This is a genomic window from Nitrosopumilus zosterae, from assembly GCF_025998175.1.
GTDB classification, from domain to species: domain Archaea; phylum Thermoproteota; class Nitrososphaeria; order Nitrososphaerales; family Nitrosopumilaceae; genus Nitrosopumilus; species Nitrosopumilus zosterae.
This window is the reverse complement of record NZ_AP026695.1, coordinates 737,731-760,636: the sequence shown is the minus strand read 5'-3', so window position 1 is coordinate 760,636 and position 22,906 is coordinate 737,731. Positions and strand designations below refer to the sequence as shown.

Annotated in this window: 24 protein-coding genes and 2 rRNA genes; 11 read left to right on the top strand and 15 right to left on the bottom strand. The window is 36.3% G+C overall.

Features of this window, described 5'->3' with window-relative positions; genetic code table 11:
- The first annotated feature begins 22 nt into the window (after positions 1-22).
- Entirely contained in the window at positions 23-1,030 is a 1,008-nt protein-coding gene (locus OO712_RS04500; protein WP_109877206.1) for a biotin--[acetyl-CoA-carboxylase] ligase, read from the top strand.
- Between the two features lie 2 nt (positions 1,031-1,032).
- Here OO712_RS04500 and OO712_RS04495 read toward each other — a convergent pair whose 3' ends face one another.
- Positions 1,033-1,377 carry a hypothetical protein gene (locus OO712_RS04495; protein ID WP_109877207.1) on the bottom strand — a complete coding sequence of 115 codons (345 nt, stop codon included), beginning with the start codon at positions 1,375-1,377 and terminating at the stop codon, positions 1,033-1,035.
- A gap of 121 nt (positions 1,378-1,498) precedes the next feature.
- Between OO712_RS04495 and OO712_RS04490 the strand changes: the two genes are divergently transcribed.
- From OO712_RS04490 to OO712_RS04480, 3 genes are all read left to right on the top strand, one after another.
- Positions 1,499-2,920 carry a M57 family metalloprotease gene (locus OO712_RS04490; protein WP_109877208.1) on the top strand — a complete coding sequence of 474 codons (1,422 nt, stop codon included), beginning with the start codon at positions 1,499-1,501 and terminating at the stop codon, positions 2,918-2,920.
- A 121-nt stretch (positions 2,921-3,041) separates the two neighbouring features.
- Positions 3,042-3,953, top strand: coding sequence for a transcription initiation factor IIB (locus OO712_RS04485; protein ID WP_109877209.1), 912 nt, complete (start codon positions 3,042-3,044; stop codon positions 3,951-3,953).
- Positions 3,946-4,242 carry a GIY-YIG nuclease family protein gene (locus OO712_RS04480; protein ID WP_225866897.1) on the top strand — a complete coding sequence of 99 codons (297 nt, stop codon included), beginning with the start codon at positions 3,946-3,948 and terminating at the stop codon, positions 4,240-4,242. The genes OO712_RS04485 and OO712_RS04480 overlap by 8 nt, the downstream gene beginning before the upstream one ends.
- Here OO712_RS04480 and OO712_RS04475 read toward each other — a convergent pair.
- Both OO712_RS04475 and OO712_RS04470 read right to left on the bottom strand, forming a co-directional pair.
- The gene (locus tag OO712_RS04475) at positions 4,239-4,649 is read right to left on the bottom strand and encodes a phosphoribosyltransferase (protein WP_109877210.1); all 411 of its coding nucleotides are present in this window, start codon (positions 4,647-4,649) and stop codon (positions 4,239-4,241) included. The genes OO712_RS04480 and OO712_RS04475 overlap by 4 nt on opposite strands.
- A gap of 37 nt (positions 4,650-4,686) precedes the next feature.
- Entirely contained in the window at positions 4,687-5,079 is a 393-nt protein-coding gene (locus OO712_RS04470) for a DUF6659 family protein (protein WP_109877211.1), read from the bottom strand.
- Between the two features lie 152 nt (positions 5,080-5,231).
- Here OO712_RS04470 and OO712_RS04465 point away from each other — a divergent pair, with 152 nt between their 5' ends.
- Positions 5,232-5,732 carry a poly(R)-hydroxyalkanoic acid synthase subunit PhaE gene (locus OO712_RS04465; RefSeq protein ID WP_370684793.1) on the top strand — a complete coding sequence of 167 codons (501 nt, stop codon included), beginning with the start codon at positions 5,232-5,234 and terminating at the stop codon, positions 5,730-5,732.
- A complete protein-coding gene (gene phaC, locus OO712_RS04460) occupies positions 5,722-6,786 on the top strand; it encodes a class III poly(R)-hydroxyalkanoic acid synthase subunit PhaC (protein WP_109877213.1) in 1,065 nt (354 codons plus the stop codon). Before OO712_RS04465 ends, phaC begins: the two co-directional genes overlap by 11 nt.
- Positions 6,787-6,814: 28 nt before the next feature.
- Here the strand turns inward: phaC and OO712_RS04455 are convergent, their stop codons facing one another.
- Genes OO712_RS04455 through OO712_RS04445 form a run of 3 tightly spaced genes read right to left on the bottom strand, consistent with a single transcriptional unit; the run spans position 6,815 to position 8,489 of the window.
- Positions 6,815-7,240, bottom strand: coding sequence for a hypothetical protein (locus OO712_RS04455; RefSeq protein WP_109877214.1), 426 nt, complete (start codon positions 7,238-7,240; stop codon positions 6,815-6,817).
- Entirely contained in the window at positions 7,237-7,662 is a 426-nt protein-coding gene (locus tag OO712_RS04450) for an AbrB/MazE/SpoVT family DNA-binding domain-containing protein (RefSeq protein WP_109877215.1), read from the bottom strand. Before OO712_RS04450 ends, OO712_RS04455 begins: the two co-directional genes overlap by 4 nt.
- A 35-nt stretch (positions 7,663-7,697) precedes the next feature.
- Complete coding sequence (locus tag OO712_RS04445) at positions 7,698-8,489, bottom strand: alpha/beta fold hydrolase (RefSeq protein ID WP_109877216.1); 792 nt, start codon at positions 8,487-8,489, stop codon at positions 7,698-7,700.
- Between the two features lie 125 nt (positions 8,490-8,614).
- Here OO712_RS04445 and OO712_RS04440 point away from each other — a divergent pair, with 125 nt between their 5' ends.
- On the top strand, positions 8,615-9,046 hold the full coding sequence (locus tag OO712_RS04440; RefSeq protein ID WP_109877217.1) for a universal stress protein: 432 nt from the start codon (positions 8,615-8,617) through the stop codon (positions 9,044-9,046).
- 2 nt (positions 9,047-9,048) lie between these two features.
- Here OO712_RS04440 and msrA read toward each other — a convergent pair whose 3' ends face one another.
- From msrA to OO712_RS04425, 3 genes are all read right to left on the bottom strand, one after another.
- Positions 9,049-9,504, bottom strand: a complete 456-nt coding sequence (msrA, locus tag OO712_RS04435; RefSeq protein WP_109877218.1) for a peptide-methionine (S)-S-oxide reductase MsrA — start codon at positions 9,502-9,504, stop codon at positions 9,049-9,051.
- 39 nt (positions 9,505-9,543) lie between these two features.
- Positions 9,544-10,548 carry a hypothetical protein gene (locus OO712_RS04430; RefSeq protein ID WP_225866898.1) on the bottom strand — a complete coding sequence of 335 codons (1,005 nt, stop codon included), beginning with the start codon at positions 10,546-10,548 and terminating at the stop codon, positions 9,544-9,546.
- Positions 10,549-10,622: 74 nt separating this feature from the next.
- Positions 10,623-11,006 carry a DUF6659 family protein gene (locus OO712_RS04425; protein WP_109877220.1) on the bottom strand — a complete coding sequence of 128 codons (384 nt, stop codon included), beginning with the start codon at positions 11,004-11,006 and terminating at the stop codon, positions 10,623-10,625.
- 145 nt (positions 11,007-11,151) lie between these two features.
- Between OO712_RS04425 and OO712_RS04420 the strand changes: the two genes are divergently transcribed.
- Complete coding sequence (locus OO712_RS04420; protein WP_200829086.1) at positions 11,152-12,234, top strand: hypothetical protein; 1,083 nt, start codon at positions 11,152-11,154, stop codon at positions 12,232-12,234.
- On the opposite strand, the gene OO712_RS04415 is transcribed toward OO712_RS04420, so the two are convergent.
- Positions 12,235-13,068: a class I SAM-dependent methyltransferase gene (locus tag OO712_RS04415; protein ID WP_225866899.1), complete on the bottom strand. Its 834-nt coding sequence runs from the start codon at positions 13,066-13,068 to the stop codon at positions 12,235-12,237. It abuts the gene before it with no gap.
- Positions 13,069-13,109: 41 nt separating this feature from the next.
- Positions 13,110-13,241, bottom strand: coding sequence for a hypothetical protein (locus OO712_RS04410; RefSeq protein ID WP_263970077.1), 132 nt, complete (start codon positions 13,239-13,241; stop codon positions 13,110-13,112).
- Between the two features lie 97 nt (positions 13,242-13,338).
- On the opposite strand from OO712_RS04410, the gene OO712_RS04405 reads away from it, so the two are divergent.
- A complete protein-coding gene (locus tag OO712_RS04405) occupies positions 13,339-13,821 on the top strand; it encodes an RDD family protein (RefSeq protein WP_109877221.1) in 483 nt (160 codons plus the stop codon).
- A 159-nt stretch (positions 13,822-13,980) separates the two neighbouring features.
- Here OO712_RS04405 and OO712_RS04400 read toward each other — a convergent pair whose 3' ends face one another.
- Positions 13,981-15,105, bottom strand: a complete 1,125-nt coding sequence (locus OO712_RS04400; RefSeq protein WP_160049223.1) for a two-component system sensor histidine kinase NtrB — start codon at positions 15,103-15,105, stop codon at positions 13,981-13,983.
- A 262-nt stretch (positions 15,106-15,367) separates the two neighbouring features.
- On the opposite strand from OO712_RS04400, the gene OO712_RS04395 reads away from it, so the two are divergent.
- Positions 15,368-15,493, top strand: coding sequence for a hypothetical protein (locus OO712_RS04395; RefSeq protein WP_263970078.1), 126 nt, complete (start codon positions 15,368-15,370; stop codon positions 15,491-15,493).
- Positions 15,494-16,161: 668 nt separating this feature from the next.
- On the opposite strand, the gene OO712_RS04390 is transcribed toward OO712_RS04395, so the two are convergent.
- Positions 16,162-19,158, bottom strand: a 23S ribosomal RNA gene (locus OO712_RS04390).
- 146 nt (positions 19,159-19,304) lie between these two features.
- Positions 19,305-20,775 (bottom strand): 16S ribosomal RNA (locus tag OO712_RS04385).
- Together the 16S and 23S rRNA genes form the textbook arrangement of a ribosomal RNA operon.
- A 372-nt stretch (positions 20,776-21,147) precedes the next feature.
- On the opposite strand from OO712_RS04385, the gene OO712_RS04380 reads away from it, so the two are divergent.
- The gene (locus OO712_RS04380) at positions 21,148-22,455 is read left to right on the top strand and encodes an aspartate aminotransferase family protein (protein WP_200829087.1); all 1,308 of its coding nucleotides are present in this window, start codon (positions 21,148-21,150) and stop codon (positions 22,453-22,455) included.
- Here OO712_RS04380 and OO712_RS04375 read toward each other — a convergent pair.
- Positions 22,436-22,807, bottom strand: a complete 372-nt coding sequence (locus tag OO712_RS04375; protein WP_200829088.1) for a hypothetical protein — start codon at positions 22,805-22,807, stop codon at positions 22,436-22,438. The two genes, OO712_RS04380 and OO712_RS04375, sit on opposite strands and share 20 nt — an antisense overlap.
- Positions 22,808-22,906: the final 99 nt, after the last annotated feature.

Below are 22,906 nucleotides of genomic sequence, written 5' to 3'. Positions count from 1 at the left end.
CGATATTAAAAAAAGACGTTAATTGATTTACAATTCGTTTGACAGTCCAGGATTAGTAAAGGTACTCACATTTTTGCAGACACATAATACAGAATATTTATCAGGTCAAGATTTGAGTGATGTTCTAAGAATCAGCAGAGTAGCAGTATGGAAGCACATCAAAAAAATTCAAGAGTTAGGATATACGGTAGAATCAAAACAAAAGTTAGGCTACAAGCTTACATCAAATTCAGACGCTCTTTTACCATGGGAAATTACTGCAGGATTAAAAACAAAAAAGATAGGGAAGAAAGCATATTATTTTGATTCAATAGACTCTACTCAAAATCAAGCATTAAAAATGTCAGAAGAGTCTGTAAATGACGGCACAATAATTATTGCAGCAAAACAAACAGGAGGAAAAGGTAGATTAGGTAGAAAGTGGATTTCACCAAAAGGAGGTATTTGGTTTTCAATAATATTACAACCAAAATTTGATATTTCTATCACAACATTATTTCCAATAGCATCATCACTTGCATTATCTTATGCCATTGAAAAAACATTCAAAATTTCACCTGAATTAAAATGGCCTAATGATTTGACAATTAAAGGGAAGAAAGTTGCAGGTATGCTAGTTGATGTGTCTTTGGAATCAAACAAAATCGAAAGCTTAGTTTTAGGAGTTGGGATAAATTTTGACGTAGATACAAAACAAATTGAAAAAACTCTAAAAGGGACATCCAATTTTTACGGAGTAGCGTCATTAAACGAGCAAAAAATGAAAGTAAAGCCAAAAGTACTGATTCAGACATTTTTGGTAGAATTAGAAAAAATTTATGAATTACTTAATTCAAAACAAACAAAAAATATCATTGCAGAATGGACAAAAAGATCATCAACAATCGGTAAAAAAGTAGAACTAAATACAGTTGAAGGCAAAATTAAAGGAGATGCAATAAAAATTGATGACGATGGAGCATTAATCGTATCAGAGAAAAACAAAATAAGTAAAATAATTGCAGGGGATATTATTCATTTATCAAAATAAGATTATTTTTTAGTCTTTTTTGTTTTAGAGGTCTTTTTGGCTGGAGTCTTTTTTTGAGAAATCATCAAAGACTGCTCTTTGAGTATATCTTTAAGATCTTTTTGTATCTCAAAAACAGATGAAAGCATCTCTTCTAAAGATTCAGAATATTGCTCATAAGCAGAGATTAATTCAGATTGCTTTTCATTTGTTTTAGATAAAAATTCATTTGAGCGTAACAAGTTTGCAGACATAATCAGTTCAGGAATTTCAGAGGGAGATACACCTAATTGATTCAAATCAGATCTGATGTCCTGTATTTTTTTTCGTAAATCATAGATTATTTCGCCAGCTCCAACTTTTGCCAATATAAAATTCGGCACGGTGAATAAATTAAAGATTTTCTTAAATTAACTATTAAAATAGGGATTACAGGGTATAAGATAGAAATAGATTATATCTAAAACGACACACATGAAAAACAATACAATGACAACAAGATATTTCCTAGTCATAATTTTATTAAGTTCAATAATTCTCACAGAAGACGCTTTTGCTCAAACAGGAAAAGAGGCAGAGGCAATGTTTAATCAAGCAACAGATCTTTTTGTCAAAGGAAACTATAAGCAAGCCATAACAATCTATGATGAGGTTTTGGAAATTGCCCCCAACAATATTTCCACCTTAAAGATGAAAGGTATAGCACAAAGCAATCTTGAGGATCACACAAATTCATTAAAACAATTTTTCAGAGTTTTGCAACATTCTCCAGACGATGCCCTTGCATTAACAGGTATGGGGGTTGGATTTGGCAACCTAGGAGAGTATCAAGAATCTATTTCATATATCAATAGAGCATATAATGAAAAACCAAATAGTGTTGTGATTAAAAATTATAAAGAATTCATTGACAAAGTGATTTCAAAATATCCTTACGCACCAACAGAAAAGCCAAAAGGTTTAGAGAAAGAATACATAACATCAATTCCAGAATGGGTAAAGCCAATAGCAAAATGGTGGTCTGAAGAAAATATTGATGATGCAGAGTTTGTTTCTGCATTACTATATCTCATAGACAATAAAATAATACAAATTCCACCAGTAGAAACACAAAATGTATCAGATGAAATTCCAGAATGGGTGAAAAATAATGCAGGATGGTGGGCAGATGGAGAAATAGATGATGAGGCATTTGTTTTGGGAATTCAATATATGATTAAACAAGGAATAATCATAGTAAACATGCAAGATGAAAATAAAAAATCACAGGAACAAATAGAGCATGAATATTATTTGTTCGAGAAATATCTAAGAGACATATCAAATAATATTTCCAAAGAAAAAAGATACATAGAATTTCCAAATCCAAGTAAAGATGTAATTAAGAAATTTCTAAGAGACTACATCAAATGGAATTTTGAGGCAGAAGTTAAAAAGGCCTCAAGTAATTTCCCAGATCCCACATATGAGATAATTGATGACACATACATAATTTTGTACAAGGTGTTCGTCAATGAACAGCCAACAGGATTGCCATTAGATCATGTTAACACATTACAAAATTCTTTAGCATTTTGGGAGAAACAGGAATTAAATACAAACAATGAAAAAGCAAAAATAAAATTTGAAATAACAAACCAAAAACAAAATGCAAATGTATGGGTAACATGGGTAGTCAGAGACATAGGACAAGGTGTTTTAGGGCACGCACATCTTGGAAAGGGAGTTGTAGAGGTAACATTAGGAGATTACAATTGTGATGGAAGTTTTCAATTGTATGATGTGAAAAGTGTTGAAACTATAATGACACATGAATTGGGACATTCAATAGGTCTGAAGCATACAACAGATCAAGGAAACATAATGTATCCATCTTATTCACCATCATATGCATATTGTTTGTTGAGTTAATTTTGAAAAAATACAATTATGTTCTAAAATATTAGAACAAGTATTAGCTTAACCTACACACAATTAACCCGTAGAAATTAGGTAAAATGAATAATAAGGTAATTGTTCAAATCAATCCATTATGCTTAAAAATACAATGATCTCAGGACCAAAATGCCCATCTTGCGGAAATAAAAAAATGGTCACTGATCAAGATACAGGTGAATTGTTTTGTAGTAAATGTGGAATTGTAGTTACTGACAAAATTGCAGATACAGGTGCAGAATGGCGTTCATTTTCAAATGATGAGACAAATAGAACCAGAGTGGGAGCAGGAACATCATTAACAATGCACGATATGGGATTATCCACAGTAATTGGCGCAGCTAACAAAGATTCTACAGGAAAGCCATTATCTGCCAGTGTAAAGAGTTCAATTGAAAGACTCAGAACTTGGGATAGTAGAACACAAGCACATTCATCTGCAGACAGAAATCTAAGACAAGCCCTCAATGAAATGGATAAATTAAAAGACAAACTTGCATTAACTGATGCAGTAGTTGAAAAGGCGGCTTATATTTACAGAAAAGCAATGGAGAGAAAACTAGTTCGAGGCCGTTCAATTCAAGGATTAGTTGCAGCATGTCTTTATGCATCATGTAGAAACACAGAAACGCCTAGAACATTAGATGATATTGCAAAAGGAATCAACATAAGAAGAAAAGATGTTGCCAGATGCTATAGATTAATTTTCAGAGAATTGGAATTGAAAATGCCGGTAGTGGATCCTGTTAAAGGAGTGTCCAGAATTGCAAGCATTGCAGAATTAAGTGAGAAAAGCAAACGAAAGGCAATTGAAATTTTAAATCAAGCAAAAAAAATAGGCATGGTTGCAGGAAAAGATCCAATGGGAATTGCAGCAGCAGCGCTTTATCTAGCTTGTATTAGTACAGGGGAAGTAAAATCCCAGAAAGATATCTCTGTAGCATCAGGAGTAACAGAAGTCACCATAAGAAACAGATGTGCAGGATTAAGAAAAATGCTCAATGATTGAAATGTTAGAGAATGAATGGTCTGATTGGCTAGATTGTAATCAACAAGTTCTTTTAGAAATTCCGGAAAAACCAGGAGTCTATATGATGCATGCAGCCATGAAAATATTATTAATTGGAGGCTCACACAACATGAAAAAATCAATATCAGAAGCATTAGAACAAAAATGTGTTTCAAAAGCAACCAGAGTTAGATTTAGAGAAGAAGAGAATTTTGAAGAAATAAGAAAAGAATTGATTACAGATTACAAAAAAAGACATGAGGGAAATATCCCTCAGTGTATGAATTAATTCTGTGATCGTTTAAACTCAAATCTATCCCAAGGAAAAACAACATATGCAGAATTGTCTGTCTTTTTAGCATAGATTAACTGTGATGGGTATTTTTTTCCACGCCTTGCAAATAATGTTGCAAAAACAAGTTTTGATGGATTATCTACCTTTGGGATAATATTGGTAAAAGTATCGCCAGTATCAAAGATATCGTCAACAAAGAGAGAATCAGACGAAATTTTATTTTTATCAACTAGAATCTTTTCAATCCCAAGACGATCTGCCAATAATCGGGAAGGAACTAAGCCACCCCTACCAATAGTGGTGATAGTAGAAAAAGTACGTGATAGTTTCGTAATTTTTTTTGAGAGTATGTTTACCAATGATTCAATTTCATTCCAATCTACATTTTGTTTTAAAGTCATGATAATAATTAGAAAATAACAAATTAAGAACTTATGCCTAGAAGGTTTTTGTCGGAGATTTTTTTAGTGGTTTAATTATTTTAAGAACTTTAAAGGGAAGTTTTCCAAAATCAGTATTTTTTTCACATGATAGCAGTAACACATCATCATTATTTAGGGGAAAACTCATTACAATTACTTTTTCTCTGTAAGACATTGAGAAATGAACTTCACCAAATTCGTGATCAAACTCTCGCCTCATTCTAACGCGAAGTGCAAGTTCCATAAACATCATTTCGTCTTGCTTTTGAGCCTCAAGTGAAAATATGCCTTTTTTCATTCCACCAGCCACAAGATGACCCCGGCTGTTAATGATTCTGGCTGAACGCATCATAGGATCTAATTTCAGGATTTTTTGGCAGATTTTTTCAAGTTCTTCTGCATTATCCATTAGTCTAAATTTATAATCGATCTATTTATTGCGATCTGTGATTATGGATATCTATGCAGCCAGAACAAACTAAGGACAAAGCGGAAATAAGTAAAGAAATGTCAGATCAATTCAAGCACCTTTCATTATTCTGGACAGACATAATGCACTTAATGGCAAGTAAACCTCAAGCTCTAACATCAATTGGTCCAATGCGAGCATTCGCTTCAAACTCTAAGAAAATTTCAACGGAGTTAATCGAAATCAATGAAGATTTAATGGAATTTAACAAATATCTTACAGAATACTATAAGCAGTTATCAGAAGCTTGGGGAGTTGCTCAAAAAAAAGTAAATCTAAAAGCCCCAGAAGTTCCTCAAGATATTGAACAAATAGAAGCATTCAAAAGAATATGGATTGATATATTTGATAATGATTTTACAGAATTATTTGATTCTGCAAAGTTTGGAGAGAATTACGGTAAACTCGTATCAAAAGAACTTGAATTAACCAAGCATTGGAATAACATATCAAATGTAATTTTACAATCAGTCAATCTGCCAAGTAAGGAAGAAATAGACGAGGTATACAAAGAAATTCATTCATTAAAAAAGAGAGTTGGAAGATTAGAATTAGAATTAAAGAAAAGAGAGATGAAGAAAAATGCAAAGTGAGTCAAAGATTGATCCAAAAATTATTGAAGAGATTTTAAAATTCAGTAAGAATGTGATAAATGCACCAAAATTAGTATCGGCCCCAGACGAGATTGTTTTAGAAGTCACTCCTCACGATATTGTACAAGAGATGGACAAAACAAGATTGATTCATTATAGATCAATTACGGATGTACAACATAAAACACCATTATTGATTTCATATGCATTGATTAACAGATATCACATACTAGATATTCAACCAGAAAAAAGTTGGGTGAGAAATTTACTTCAGCAAGGATTTGACGTATACATGTTAGATTGGGGAACACCAACTAGTATGGACAAGTATCTTGATTTTGATGATTATGTGAACGGATACTTGGATTCCTATGTAGAATATATCAAAAATGAGTCATCAAATGAAAAAATTTCATTGCAAGGATATTGTACTGGAGCAACAATTGCTACGGCATACACATCATTGCATCCAGAGAGTGTAAGAAACTACATTGCTACTGCACCGGTAATTGACGGATGGCGAGATACCACCGTAATCAGTAATCTTGCAAAGCATATGGATGTAGATAAAATGGTTGAAATTATTGGGAACATGCCTCCAGAATTCATGTATTATTGTTTTTCAGTTCTTAAACCATTTGAACAGGGAATAGAAAAATATGTCAAATTTTTTAAAAATATAGATAACAAGCAATTTGTAGACAATTTTCTAAGGGTTGAAAAATGGTTAGGAGATACACCGCCAATTCCAGGAGAATTATTCAAACAGTGGATTAAAGACATCTATCAAGACAACCTGTTGATTCAAAACAAGATGTACATACAGGGACAAAGAATTGATTTAAAAAAAATCAATATGCCTGTATTTACACAAGTTGCAGTAGGAGATCATCTAGTATCACCTGAATGCAGCATGCCTTTGCATTATGCTATTGGAAGTGAAGATAAAACACTTAGAATGTATCCAACAGGTCATGTAGGAATGATTGCCAGTTCATTGTCACAAAAGAAGGTATTACCAGAGCTTGGACAATGGTTAGCTGAAAGATCATAAAAAGGAAAAAGAAGAAAAAAAATTCTTTCTAGTTATTCTTTGTAGTGAATACAGAAATCCATGATTGTAGAATATTTCTGTTCAGATCAGCAAAAGACTTTGCGTTATCGTTGAATGTTTTGATGTTTTGTTGTGTTGCATCGATAGTTGCAAGTGCTACTTGATTCTGTATAGAAGTTGCCTTTACAAATTCTTCAGTGGTATCATGAATCACTTTTAGTGTTGTTTCAGGAATGTTTGCTGCAATACCTGCTTTCTTTACATATTCTTTTTGTAGTGTGATGGTTGAATCTACTATGTTTTCATATGCTTGTAGGTATTCCTGTTGTACGTTAGTAATTGATTGATGATACTGTGGTACTGATTGTTTGATACCATTGAAGATTTTATCTATATTTTCTTGATATGCAGAAAATAGATCTTTTGAATTTCCGGTTGTTTCGTTTTTACTCATTGTTTCACCTCCTTATTTTTTGATTTTTTTGCAATTGGTAGGATGATAACTTGAACCAAGTCACCGTCACTCAATCCAAGTGCATTGCGTTCAGCTTCAGGAATTGAAATTCGTCCATTACTACTAAGGGTGGTTTTGTATGCACCCCAATTCATAAAGGATGGAAGCATTTGTCCAATGTTAAACATGGTATCCATGCTTTTGTTTTGCATTGAGGCCACATTTTCCATAATGTCAGATTGAGCTTTTCTAGTACTTTCAGAAACTCCCTTTAGAGTTTCCAATGGATTGAATGTTTGACCAGGTTGATTTGTCATCAATGCACCAAAATTTTTTATGAATTCTGCTTGAGCACGTCCACTTTTTTGGATCCAAGATTTGAACATCTCACTAGGATCGTATAGGTTTTGATTACCATTCATAGGTAATTATTGGAAACAACTTATATTTAAATGATCTAAGGATCATCAAGGAATTCTAAAACTTTGCTAGAAAAAATATTAGGTTTTTGCACGTATGGAGTGTGACCGCATTTATCGATTTTAAAAAGACGGCATCCTTGAATTTTAGAAACAAAAGCATCAGAATTTTCAATTGGAATAACTGGATCATCAACTCCCCAAATAAGTAAAGTCGGGTTAGTTATAGATTCAAGTTTCGAAGCAGGTAATTTGGAATTTTTCAATCCCAAAATAGTAGACATGAAAGCTAGTTTTGCATTAGGTAATTTCATTCGTTCTACAAAATCATGAACAACATCTTCAGGAACCTCTTCTCCAGATCCTTCCATTAGTTCAAATGCTTTTTTTGCGTTTATTTCATTTGGATATAATGCAGCCATTATGTATGCATCAAGTGCGGGGGTAGAATGCTCCATGACTCCCGATGGAGATGTAAGGACTAGCTTCTCAACATTATGAGGATTGGATATTGTAAATTCTGCAGATATTTGTCCTCCTAATGAAGAACCCACCACACTTGCGCGATCAATGTGCGTTGCATTAAAAAATTTTTTTAAAAAATCTGAAAAGAAATCAGGAGTATAATCTACTAAAGGCTTATCACTGTAACCAAATCCAATTAGATCAGGAACCAATACACGATAGTTTTTTGCAAAAATTGGGATTACTTTATTCCATCGTTCAGCAGATGCTCCCAAACCATGAACAAGAACAAGAGTTTTTTGAGAATCTCCAGATTCCAGATACCGAATCTTATTTTCATCAATTTGAAGAAATTTTTCTTCCACTGCCGTTGCTCATCAAAATCACTAGATAAATTTAATGAAAATTGCGATCATGCGCTTTTTAGGATTTAAATTTGAAATAAACGATATGGATTAGCTTTTTTAAGTTCAAAAATATTTGATTCTATGTGATACAAAAGAAAATTTCAAAAATTTTAGTGCCGTTAGACGGTTCAAAAAACTCAATTAGAGGATTGGAGATGGCGATTACTTTGGCCAGACAAAGTGGTGCGATTATTACTGGAGTTTATTCTATTTATGCGCCACCTCATTCGGAATTCAGAGGAATAGGCTCAGTCGAAAAGGCTCTAAATAGGGAAGTGAAAAAAATCATGGAAGATGCCAAAGTTTTAGCAGCACAAAACGGAATTGTATTCAAAGAAAAAATAATGAGAGGAGAAACAGGATACAACATCATAAAATTGGCGCACGGGAAAGAGAAATTTGACATAATAGTCATTGGATCACGTGGAAGAAGTTCAACTAAAGAAATGTTTTTTGGAAGTACATCAAACTATGTGATTCATACGTCCAAGATTCCAGTTGTGATAGTAAAATAGTTTTAAGAAAATCCGTGTTTTTTGAAATATTTTTGATGGTATTCTTCAGCTTTGTAAAATGTGGGAGCCGGAACAATTTCAGTTACAACAGGGTTTTCAAACCTACCTGACTTTTCAAGATCTTGTTTTGATTTTTCTGCAATTTTTTTTTGTTCTTCATTATGAACAAAAATTGCTGAACGATATTGATGTCCAACATCAGGTCCCTGACGATTCAAAGTAGTAGGATTATGATTATTCCAAAACACATCTAAAAGTTCTTCATAAGATATTTCATCTGGGTCAAATTCTACTTCAACAGCTTCTGCATGTCCTGTTTGATCAGTACATACTTCCTCATAAGTTGGATTAGGTAGTTGACCACCAATATACCCCACATGTGTAGATTTGATCCCTTTAGTTTTATTAAACAAATCTTCAACATGCCAAAAACATCCAGCACCAAATGTTGCTTTCATATTATTTTTTAATCATCACAGGATTAAAACCATTCTAAACTATTCAAGTAAGATGATATCATTTTGAATAAGGAATTTGATTGAATTGATAAACTCTTGTTGAGAGATTAAATCATTTGCCCACCAATGAGAAATATTTCTAAACCACGAAGGTACATTGTCAAATGTAGAATGGGCATAATCGATGTTTGGAATTACAATTATTTTATTTTGTAACATAAAATCTAATCCAGTCATGAATTCTGAATCAGATATTTCGCCAGTAGCCCAATTTTTAGCATATGTCTTAATCCAGTCTGGGATATGTGTAGAAAATCCCAAGACATCATAAATTGTTTTTTCAGGAAATTGGGAATCAAACCAAGAGCGATATTGAGGTTCAGTGTTATACCTGTCAATATAGTATTGCGGAGATGCATCATAGGAGGGAAAATTTTCAATATGAGTAGGGCTGTAACCTACAACGGCATCAATTTCGTAAAATGGAAATTGGGAATCAAACCAAGAGCGATATTGAGGTTCAGTGTTATACCTGTCAATATAGTATTGCGGAGATTTATCAAAAGCAGGAAATCCAAAAATTCTCATTTTGGGGTTTTCTGTAAAGGAAACATCAGATACATCATCAGAGGGAATATCGAGTTTTTGTTCAGGTGAAGGAAGAGAAGGATTCGATTGAGACACGGTTGATTGAGAACTGCTTGAGGTGTTTTCATAATCAATCGATTTTTCAAGATTTCCACCATAGGAGATTTTTATGACATATTTCCCATTTTCGTTCCAAGTCGGACCACCCGTGTGAATAGTTTTTGTGAATGTGCCATCAGCTTTTGGGATGATACTGTCAATATGAGCCAAGCCATTTCCGCTGGGAGTGATAATTTGGACTATAATTGTTGGAATTGCAGGATCAACATCAACATTTCCAGAGATTTTCATAGAGTCGCCCAGATGATACAGTGTTTTATCAGTAGTGAAATTATTCACAGTTGCATGGGCGGAAGTCAAACTTAGTGGTGCAAGCAACAGTAGTGAAAATAACATAAAAAGATATTTCATATTTGAATGATAATTCGATCAGATATAATTAAACAATTCTACAGATATAGATGGTAGTTTTAAGTAACGTCGGTGAATATTTCAACGACTTTTTTTGCCAAAGTTTCAATATTAGTAGTGGGTTCAGCTGAAATCAACAAAAGAATTTGTGTGATCGGGAATGGAAAGCTTACCAAAACTGCCTTGTCACGTCTTGCCGCAAGATAATTAATTGGTCCCAAACTTTCATCATATTCTTTACGAATAGATGCTTTTGAAACGAACTCCAGAAAAGACTGCAATCTTGTCTCATCACCTTCATGAGGAACAAGTCCTTCCTTAAATCCACCAGCTATTAGTTGACCATCTTTATCAACAATGCCTGCAAATCGAATCTCCTCTTCACGAAGCAATTCATCACACTTTTCACCATATAATTTCAAAGCAACATCAGGTTTTAACATTGTAATATTAGTTATGACATCAAAAATAAAAACCTAGTCAATTCCAAGAAACATAAACCAGACCACAGCAAAATTCCAAATTGGTCTTCATGTTTAAGAATTTGTTACACGAAATTAATAAGCAAAAGTAAGAGATAGTTCGTTATTGAAAACAGTAATTTGGGGAATTTTAGGAATTTGTATAATTTTTAGTTTTAATGCTCAAAGTGCTTTTGCTCACACACCTGATTTTGAGATAACCACCACAAAGGATATCCTAAAATTTTGTGAGTTTTTTTATGAAGAATATCAATTACTTGGCATTTACGATTTAACATTACAGCACCCACAGTTTCCAAATCTGAGAGCATGTGCAATTTTATACAATCATGTGGCATGGAATAGTACTCACGAGGCAAGAAATGTTGTATTAATTGCTGAAATTGAAAAATATCTTGGAGATTCAAGTTACATTAAAGATAGACACATAGTTATTTCAGACATAATTCCTGATTGGGCAAAAAGAGAGGCAAGGTTATGGGTCAATGGAGAAAATCAAGATGTTGGTTTTGCATACGTTGTTAGAACAATGTTAGAAGCAGGAATTTTAAAATTAGATTTTATTGAAAAAAATTGTGACGGTGACGAGATATGTATGAAAGAAGGAGATTTTATCAAGTATTCCCATTTTGATAAGTTTGGAAACATCTCAACAATTAAACACACAGTGAAATCAATTATCAATGAGGAAATCACACTAACTGTAGAAAAAACTTCGGATGAAGGAAAAATAAAAGAAGAAATCACATTAGAGAAAAATGGGCTTATCAAAAATGATGAATGTTGCAAATATTATGAATTTGTCATCCCAACTCAGATTAGTTTAGGAGACAAGATTTCAAATAATTTAAAAATTGTGAGTGAGACCACCCATATTTTTGAAAATCAGATGAAACAATCATGGTATGCAACTGATACAACTGGTCAGAATACCAAAGTGATTGACAAAAATACGGGGTTGGTATTTCTGTATGAACATCATGAAACAACTGTGTTATCAGTAGGGGAGAAAACAAAAATCACTGATACTAACTTTTTTGATTCCAAATATAACGTAGAGGAACATCAGATAAAAATTCCAGATTGGTTGAAAAAAACAACAGCGTGGCTACTAGATAAAAGGATTCCAGAAGAAGAGTATTTACGAGCTATTGAAAATCTAATTTCTCGAAACATCATCAAAGTATAATCACAGATGACATTTTAATAAAACATAATCAATTATTTTATCTTCAGATGCTTGTTTCATTTTTAAAAGAGATTTGAAAAGAATTTGTTCCACATATTTGGGGTAATTTTCTAAAATCAATTTTTTCAATCGTTCTCTATTTTCCAGATAATAATTCGTCAAAGGAGGATAAACATCGGAACCAATGTATTTTTCATCAGAAATCGAAAATCCAGCGTCTCTAAGTAGATTTTTCAAGTAATCCAAACTATAGTGTTCAGAGGACCAAGTAAATTTCAAAACTCCCAATTTTCCAAATGATGAATTTCCAGTTGTGATAGGAATTGCAATTACAAGTAATCCAGATGTGCGCAATATTCTTTTTGATTCACAGATAAAATCAGATAAAGGACGGAAGTGTTGTGCAGATTCCAATGCCAGCACACGATCAATGGAGTTATTAGCAAATGGCAATTTTGTAGAAGTAGCGTTTAAGAGATCGATGTTTTTTTGTGTTCCAGAAGAAATTAGTTGGTTGAAATTAATGTTTACATCATACAACTCCAAATTTGGAAAAACATCTCCCCATAATTTTGATGGAGCAGACAAACCGCTTCCAACATCTACTACATGTTTTGCAGAAGACAATTCAGCTAAATCTCCAAAAATCAAACACAGGTTATTTTGAGCTGAGATAGGATCTACATTACATGATGACCAATAACCAAAATTAAGCATAGAACCACCTGTTGCAAGCTGCATAACTGGTGAAAGAGTATTGTAAAGATTTACAACATCTTTTTCATTTCTTCGAAATGTCCAGAGTAATGCATGAAAAGGATTAATCGATATCAAAAATAATTTCAGATTTATTTAAAATTGAGGAGTATTAATTTCTAGGGTAATCCTTCTGAATCCTCAGCACAGTGTTTATGAACCCAAATGTCGTCTTTGTTTTTTGAGATCTCTTTTCCCGGTTGAATTTTATCTCCGCAGGAGCTACACGATGTAGCAAATTTTGCTTTCATGGATATCCATTAACAATACAGAATAAATCATCTATGTTGGAATAGATATTAGCTAATGATTAACACATTTTATTAATTTGAGTTGAATATTGAAAGTATGGATGAATCAAATGCAGAAGGATCAAAGATAATTATTGCAAAATGGACAGACAGATTTTTTGCTTGGTTAATTGATTTTATCATTGTTTCAAGTATTTCAACAGTTTTAATTTTTGTTTCATTTGGTTCATTAGATTATGAGTTTGAAGAAAATTCATTTTGGATGGAAAATATACAATACATCCCAACCAGTATCTTGTTTTTTGTGTATTGGACTGTGTTAGAATACAAAATAGGTCAAACAGTTGGGAAAAAAATCATGAATTTAAAAACAGTCAATATTATTGGAGAAAGGCCAAGTTTGAAAGGCATATTGATCAGTAGTTTTGGTAAATCATTTTTGCTTCCAATAGACGTAGTTTTGGGATGGTTTTTGACCAATGAAAAACGTCAAAGAATTTTCAATAAACTAGGGGATACATTAGTTGTAAAAATCAAAGATGTGGATGATGTTTCAGATATCAAATATTTGAAAGATTAGATTTTGTCAGATTTTCTTGAATAATTACTTTGAAGATTTAACCAACAGATCTATTAGCAAGTTTTGAAATATTTTGCTTGATGTCTGATAATCATAAAGAATGGTGGACAGGATTGCCAAAAGAACTTCAAAACGACATAGAATTAGAAGAGTAATTCTCTAAAGAGGCAATTTTATGGTGAAAGTTGTAGGATTATTACTAACAGATATGTTTCCACCATGTTGTTCAACTATACTTTTACAAATTACTAATCCTAGGCCAGTGCCAGTATTTTTTGTTGTAAACATTGGTTCAAAGATTTTTTCCATGTTTTCATCAGGAATTCCAGGACCCGAATCTTTTACTTTGATAGTAACAAATTCAGAATCCAAAGATAATGAAATATCAATTTCGCCCTGGCCGTCTAATGCATGAACCGCATTATTGATCAAATTAGACATTACGCCTTCAATCTTTCTACGATCGCAATTCAAAGTCACATCATTCTCAGGCAATTTGATTATGATACCATAAGAGGAACGTACATGATTCATAGACAATCTAAGAATACTCAAAAATGAAACTTTTTTCTTGTTTATTTCACTGGTTCTGGCAAAATCTAAAACATCATCTATTATTCTGTGCATATCAAAGATAGAGTTTTGTAATCTAAACCATTTTTCTTTATCTTTAGAATCCAGCTTTGAGAGAATCTCAGGTGTTAACATATCAGCATATGTATGCAATATTGTCAATGGGTTTTTCAGGTCGTGTGCAATCCTGCTTGCCATAGTTCCTATTGTTGCTAGTCGCTCATTCTTTACGATGTCAGAACTTTTCATTGCAACTTTAGCTGCAAGTGAAAGATTTTGTTGATCTAGTTGTTTTTCAGCATGCAAGAGTTTTTCTTGCATTTGTTTTTCTCTAGTAATATCGGTTCTGATCGCAACATAGTATTTTATATTTTTTTGAGAATCCATAACTGGGATAATTGTAGTTTTAACCCAATAAAATGAGCCATCTTTCGCACGATTCTTTATTTCACCATCCCAGTTTCTCCCACCAGATATCGTAGTCCACAATTTATTGTAAAATTGGTCGGAGTGTTCACCAGATTTCAATAACCGGTGGTTTTGCCCCAACAATTCTTCTTCAGAATATTTTGATATTTCACAGAATTTTTTATTTGCATACACAATAATTCCTTCATTGTCAGTAACTGTAGTAATAGAATGATCTGCAAGAATGGCTTCCAAATCAGACAAATTCAAATTTAATTTTTTTAATGATGATGTAAGACCCATATCTATTCAGATTTATCATTTGATATAATACAAGCGCTTGTGTGTTATTTTCGATAACAGAGTAAATAGTAGTTATAAGCATGCCCAATGTCCAATTCTTTTTAAAAACATTATAGCAAAAACAGACATTGAATTAGCATGAAGCACCTCAGGTTAGGAAACTATTCTACAAACGAGGTATTAGAGAAGATAAAAATTACAATCAAGAGATATTTTTTGAAACTATCCATAAGCTTAAGTTCATTCATTTTGTTAGAAATTTATGAGTGAGCGAAAATTTTACATTTGTAAAAATTGTGGAGTTGAATTTCCATCAACCGAAGTTAGATTGTATTGCAAAGTTTGTAAATCAAATTTAGATAAATCAGGAAATTTGCCAAAACTTTAGCAAATCCTCAAGTTTATTCTTTTTGTAAAAGATTTGTGAATTGTTTTGTTTGTGGTAAAAAGAAAGAAGGTTATCAGGCATGAACAAACAAAAGAGTCATTGATTCCACATATGATTCGGAATTTCAAGACAATGACATTATACGGAATTTATCAGACAAACTTGTAATTTGTCATGATTGCATTAAAACTATAGAAAAACAAATTATATCAAAAAAGAAGTAACATGCAGTTATTGAAAAAATTCCATTTAACATCGATGAGTTATTTTTAACATACTTGTATGGTGTGAAAGGAGGAGAAAAAATCAACTCAGAAAGGAATTGTAAAAAATATTTGAAATAATAGAAACTGAAGAATCAATCAATCCCAGTATCTTTCCAACAAAGCATTATTTGTAAATTTTATTTTCAATTTTTTAGGAATAAAATTTATTCAAAATGTAATCACCCATAACAAATAAGGAATTTTAGAATCTGAATTAAAATTGAGGTTGCCAGGAAATAATTTTTTGTCGTGTATAGTATCCACTAGGAGATTTAGAATCATAAAAAAAATCTATAGCATTAGCTAAAGAATGATTAAAAATAAAATCATCGTACAAGTCGTGTATATTTTTCCACTTGATGAATGAAATGATTCATCGCGCATAGTCTCTATGTAAGTGGCTGAACCGATGTGTTGGTCTATTAGTAAAGGCTGGCTCACCACTCGCCGAAGCTTGTGATCCACACCACCTTCCTATCAACGCAGTATTCTGCTGCCGACCTTCATCTTACGAAAGAATAACTTGTCTCGGGATAGGATTCGTGCTTAGATGCTTTCAGCACTTAGCCTAAATGGCTTAGCTGCCCGGCCTGCCTTATCAGACAACCGGTAAACCAGTGGCCACGCTGCTCTGTTCCTCTCGTACTCGGAGCAACTTCCCCTCAGTTATTCGCGCTTCCATCAGGCAGAGACCGACCTGTCTCACGACGGTCTAAACCCAGCTCATGTTCCCTTTTAATAGGCGAGCAGCCTCACCCTTGGCCCCTGCTGCAGGACCAGGATAGGAAAAGCCGACATCGAGGTACCAAACCGCGGGGTCGATAGGAGCTCTCGCCCGCGACGAGCCTGTTATCCCTGGGGTAATTTTTCTGTCACCTCCGGGCCCCAATAGTGGGCACACGAAGGATCGCTAAGCCAGACTTTCGTCTATGAATTCCGTGCGTTTGGAAATCCATTCAGTCGAGTTTTTGGCTTTGCCCTCTTCAACGGATTTCTGCCCCGTTTGAACTCAACTTTGGGCCCCTTTGATATCTTTTCAAAGGGGTGCCGCCCCAGCCGAACTGCCCACCTGCACGTGTCTCCGGTCTTCACTGGATAAGTGGTACTGCAAAAAGAGTCTGGTGTTACATCGTTGCTTCTTAACATCCCGGGGAATGTTAAGCATGGCTCCCAGATACCCTGTGCAATTCTTACTATACCACAAGCACAAGCTGCAGTAAAACTCCACGGGGTCTTCTCTCCCCGATGGAAGTTGATGGACTGTTCGTCCACCTTATGTGGCTTCACCGGGTTGTAGGCGGGGACAGTGGGGCTCTCGTTGTTCCATTCATGCGCGTCGGAACTTACCCGACAAGGCATTTGGCTACCTTAAGAGAGTCAGAGTTACTCCCGGCGTTAACCGGCCCTTAGCTCGGTTGAACCCAAGTTTTAGGTACCGGCACCGGCCAGGATTCAGCGACTATACAAATCCTTTCGGACTAGCAGTCGCCTGTGTTTTTATTAAACAGTCGAAACCCCCTTGTCATTGCAACCTGCAGTCCCCATTCCTCATGAAGACTGCAGGCATCCCTTATACCTAAGCTACAGGACTAATTTGCCGAATTCCCTCGCCATACGGTATACCCGTAGCACCTTAGCTTTCTAAGCCAGCGCACCTGTGTCGGTTCTGGGTACGAACTTACATTTTGCTAACTACACAGTCTTTCATGGTCTCCTGGACTCGAGAAAACTTCGCTAACGCGAAGCCATTCCTACCTCGGACTAGTTCTCGTCATTACGACACTCCCCAATCCTTGAATAGTTAGATACAACGATGATTGTACAACCCCTATCCGGAAGCTAACCATATAGCTCAAACGCTCCATGTAAGGTACTAGAATATTAACTAGTTTCCCATTCGATTTACTCTTTTGAGGCAAACCTTAGGATCGACTACCTCCAGGCTGATAACGCATTGCCTGGAAACCCTTACGCTTGCGGTGGTATAGATTCTCACTATACTATGCTGTTACTGCCGCCAAGATCTGCAATAGAAACCGGTCCACAGGACGTCACCGCCCTGCTTCGACCCAATCACTACGCCAACCTACCACGAATCATCCACTGATGATTATCTAAAGTATCGGTACTTTGCTTTAGCCCCGTCCGTTTTTGAGGCATCCCCCCTCGGCAGGTAAGTTGTTACACACTTTTTAAAGGATAGCTGCTTCTGAGCTTACCTCCCTGCTGTCTTGGCGAGAATACGCTCTTTAGCTTGACACTTAGCAAAGATTTGGGGACCTTAACTTCAGTCTGGGTTAAACCCCTTTCGGTCATGAGCCTTACGCCACATGAACCCGTGTCCTTGCTTCTACGATGTGTATCCGTTCGGAGTTTGAATGAGAGGTGAGGGATTTCTCCCCCGCGCCTCTCTATCAGTGCTCTACCGGAAACACTATCTCCACAAAGCACGCCCTGCGAGACGCTTCGGTTGGAACTAGCGAGCGCCAGTCTAGATTGGTTTTTGACCCCTATTCCCAAGTCACAACAACGATTTGCACGTCAGAACGTCTTAAGACCTCCAGCGGGCTTTCGCCCGCCTTCATCTAGCTCAGGAATAGATCGACTGGCTTCTAGCCTAGCCGCTATGACTCTACGCACTTTCACACGCTTCTCCTGACTTCTTGCGAAGCTGCGAGAACTCGGTTTCCCTTCGCATACACCTTTACAGGTTTAAGCTTGCCATAACGGTTAGCTCCTTGGCCCGTGTTTCGAGACGGAACGCGTGACACTGATGATTTGAACATCAAATCTTCAACTCTATTGCTAGAATCTCCAATCTGAAAAAATCACCTTTCATGCCACGCACGTCTGTAAGCAATAGGTTTCATGCACTTTTCGCCCCCCTTCCGGGGTACTTTTCAGCTTTCCCTCACGGTACTAGTCCACTATCGGTCTTGAGAGATATTTAGCCTCGGATGCTACTTTCACCCATATTCATTGCCCACTACCAAGGACAACTACTCGGGTATGAATAGGACTATTCACACTTCGCTTAAGGGGGTATCACCCTCTATGCCAGAACTTTTCAGATCATTTCAGCTGTGCTCCAAGATTCCATATTATCATACCAAAACACCACATCTCCCGAAGGATTCAGTTTGGGCTATTTCCTTTTCGATCGCCTCTACTTGGGAAATCTCAATTGATTTCTTTTCCACGTGGTACTAAGATGCTTCAATTCCCACGGTTCGACTTCCAATACTAGTGTACTGGAATACACAAATGTGTAAGATTCTCATTCGGACATCTCGGGATCATAGGATGCGTGCGCCTACCCCGAGCTTATCGCAGCTTGCCACGTCCTTCTTCTCTCCTCAAGCCTAGCAATCCACCTATTGCCGTCTTTACATCGGCAAATTCAGCCACATATTACACGACTATGCACGACGATCATTGCAAGCTCCTGGCAGAGACCTGCTACATCCTTCATACATCACTTTCGTGATGCATTGCATCGATGATTTGATGTGAAGATTAGTGCATCCGTACACTTTCCTTGTCTAAGGAGGTGATCCGACCGCAGGTTCCCCTACGGTCACCTTGTTACGACTTTTCCCTTGTCACGAACCTCGAGTTCGATAACGCCAATCAGACGTCACCTCGCTAAAAGCTCACTTCAATGAAACGACGGGCGGTGTGTGCAAGGAGCAGGGACGTATTCACCGCGCGATAATGACACGCAGTTACTAGGGATTCCATATTCGTGAGGGCGAGTTGCAGCCCTCAGTCATAACTGTGGTAATGTTTGGGGATTACCTCCTCCTTTCGGATTTGGAACCCATTGTCATTACCATTGCAGCCCGCGTGTGGCCCCAGAGTTTCGGGGCATACTGACCTGCCGTGGCCCCTTCCTTCCTCCGCATTAACTGCGGCGGTCCCGCTAATTCGCCCCACTACTCCTGAGAGTAATGGTGGCAACTAGAGGCAGGGATCTCGCTCGTTACCTGACTTAACAGGACATCTCACGGCACGAGCTGGCGACGGCCATGCACCACCTCTCAGCTTGTCTGGTAAAGTCTTCAGCTTGACCTTCATTCTGCTGTCTCTCCGGGTAAGATTTCTGGCGTTGACTCCAATTGAACCGCAGGCTTCACCCCTTGTGGTGCTCCCCCGCCAATTCCTTTAAGTTTCATACTTGCGTACGTACTTCCCAGGCGGCAAACTTAACGGCTTCCCTGCAGCACTGCATTGGCCACAAGCCAATGCATCACTGAGTTTGCATAGTTTACAGCTGGGACTACCCGGGTATCTAATCCGGTTTGCTCCCCCAGCTTTCATCCCTCACCGTCGGACGTGTTCTGGTAGACCGCCTTCGCCACAGGTGGTCATCAATAGATCAAAGGATTTTACCCCTTCCTACCGAGTACCGTCTACCTCTCCCACTCCCTAGCTCTGCAGTATTCCCGGCAGCCTGTACGTTGAGCGTACAGATTTAACCGAAAACTTACAGAGCCGGCTACGGATGCTTTAGGCCCAATAATCATCCTGACCACTTGAGGTGCTGGTTTTACCGCGGCGGCTGACACCAGAACTTGCCCACCCCTTATTCATCAGTGTTTCTAGGACTGACAAAAGGTTCCTTTAGCAGAAACCACTCGGATTAACCTTGTCGTGCTTTCGCACATTGCAAAGTTTTCTCGCCTGCTGCGCCCCATAGGGCCTGGGTCCGTGTCTCAGTACCCATCTCCGGGCTACTCCTCTCAGAGCCCGTACCTGTAATAGTCTTGGTGGGCCATTACCTCACCAACAAACTGATAGGCCGCAGTCCCATCCTACGGCGATAAATCATTTGAAACATAAACCATTCCAGGCATAATGTTCTATCGAGTATTATTCTCAGTTTCCCGAGGTTATTCTCGTCCATAGGGTAGGTTGACTACGCGTTACTGAGCCGTCTGCCTTGTATTACTACAATGACTCGCATGGCTTAGTATCAATCCGATAGCAGTCAGGTCCGGCAGGATCAACCGGATTCTGAATTATATTTTGTATTTTGATTATTGAAGTACATTTGTACTTTAATTGGAATTGACGGATGCACATAATCTTCACATCTCAGATATTGATCTTTCAATCAAATCCTCATTCTTGTATGCGTAACTGGAGGCCCATGAATCACAAAATGGCATATTGCCAAACTTCATCACAAGCGCCGCCTATTGCGTTACGTATGCAGAAGGTGAAGTATACGGAATCCATATAAACTATACGTGAAATTGTGCCTGATCGGGGCTAAAAATTGAAAAAATTACATGTTTTATTTTTACAGATTTTTTCAGTATGAATCACACGCAAAATTGAGCTGTTTTACGCTATTTTTGAGGGTTAAAATGACAGTAATAATTGATGAATTTGGTTTTGGATTATACAAGAGAGTACAAAAAGAAAACACCGCAGTCTGCAAAATTATTTGCAAAATCTGCTAAACTTCACGTAAATGGTGTAAGTCACAACATAAGATTTTATGAACCATATCCATTTGTTGTAAAATCATCCACAGGAAAAAACCTTGTCGACGTTGATTCCAACAAATATACAGATTACTGGATGGGTCACTGGAGTCTCATTTTAGGACATAGACAAAAAAATGTCAAAGATGCTCTGAAAAAACAGATTGAAAAAAGCTGGATGTATGGAACAGTCAACATGCAGACAATTTTACTGTCAGAATTAATTTCAAAAGCTGTTCCAGTAGCTGAGAAAATTCGTTACGTCACGTCAGGAACTGAAGCTACAATGTATGCAGTAAGACTTGCTCGCTCTGTTACTGGAAAAAAAATAATTGCAAAGATTGATGGCGGATGGCACGGTTATACTTCAGATTTGCTAAAATCAGTGAATTGGCCATTTACTGAATCAGAAAGTTCAGGTGTTGTTAATGAGGAAAAAATTGTTTCAATTCCTTACAATGACTTGGAAGCATCACTTTTCATTTTGAAAAAACATTCTAATGATTTAGCTGGCGTAATTATAGAACCAGTGTTAGGAGGTGGCGGATGCATTCCAGCTGAATCAGATTACTTGAAAGGAATACAAGAATTTTGTAAGAAAAATAATTCATTATTTATTTTAGATGAGATAGTCACAGGATTTAGATTTAGATATGGATGCATCTATCCAACAATGAAACTAGATCCAGACATTGTAACTTTGGGAAAAATCACAGGGGGCGGAATGGCAATCGGGGTAATGTGTGGTAAAAAAGAAATTATGGAATATGCAGATACCACGGGAAAGAAAAAATCAGAGCGAAGTTATGTAGGGGGCGGAACATTTTCTGCAAACCCCACATCGATGACTGCAGGATTTGCAACACTTTCTATTTTGAAAAACAACAAGTCCATCTATTCAACAATTAATTCCATAGGAGATTATGCCAGAAAAGAACTAACCAAAGCATTTGATGGTAAAGGAGTAGTAACTGGAAAAGGTTCTTTGTTTATGACCCATTTTGTGAATAACGGAACTGTGGAAATCACCAATGCAGCTCAAGCAGCAAAATGCGATACTAGAGCACTTCACGATTACCATTTCAAGATGATAGCACATGATGGAATATTCTTTTTACCGGGAAAATTAGGCGCCATATCATACACTCACACAAAGCAAGACATCAAAAAGATGGTCTTGGCAACTAGTGATTATCTTCATTAGAGGGAAAGTACTTTTTTCGCCAAGAAATTAATTGGTTAAAAATGTCCAAGTAATTTTCATTTTTGATAGTAACATGAACGTGTGCAAATAATTCTCCAAATTTTGCTTCAAATATCATGGTGCATTCATCCTTGAAGAGAGGCACAGTTACTCCAACTTTTTTAATTGAGTAAAATTTGATTGTTTGAATTTGAATTATACTTTCGCCTACCACAATCTGTTTTTTTTCAGGATTTTTGTTAATTGTTTTATCTAGTTGTACAATGGTTGATTCATCCCAATCAGGGGAATCTTTAGGCCATCTGTGCACGTGTACCTTGTCTGCAAGATATTTTAATTGAAAATCAGACACACTTGAAGTCCATCTTGCTTCTTTTAAAAAATTGCTACAACATGACACATTGGTGTCAATACTTTTCCTCATCACTGTTCAACGAATGAAATTATTTCA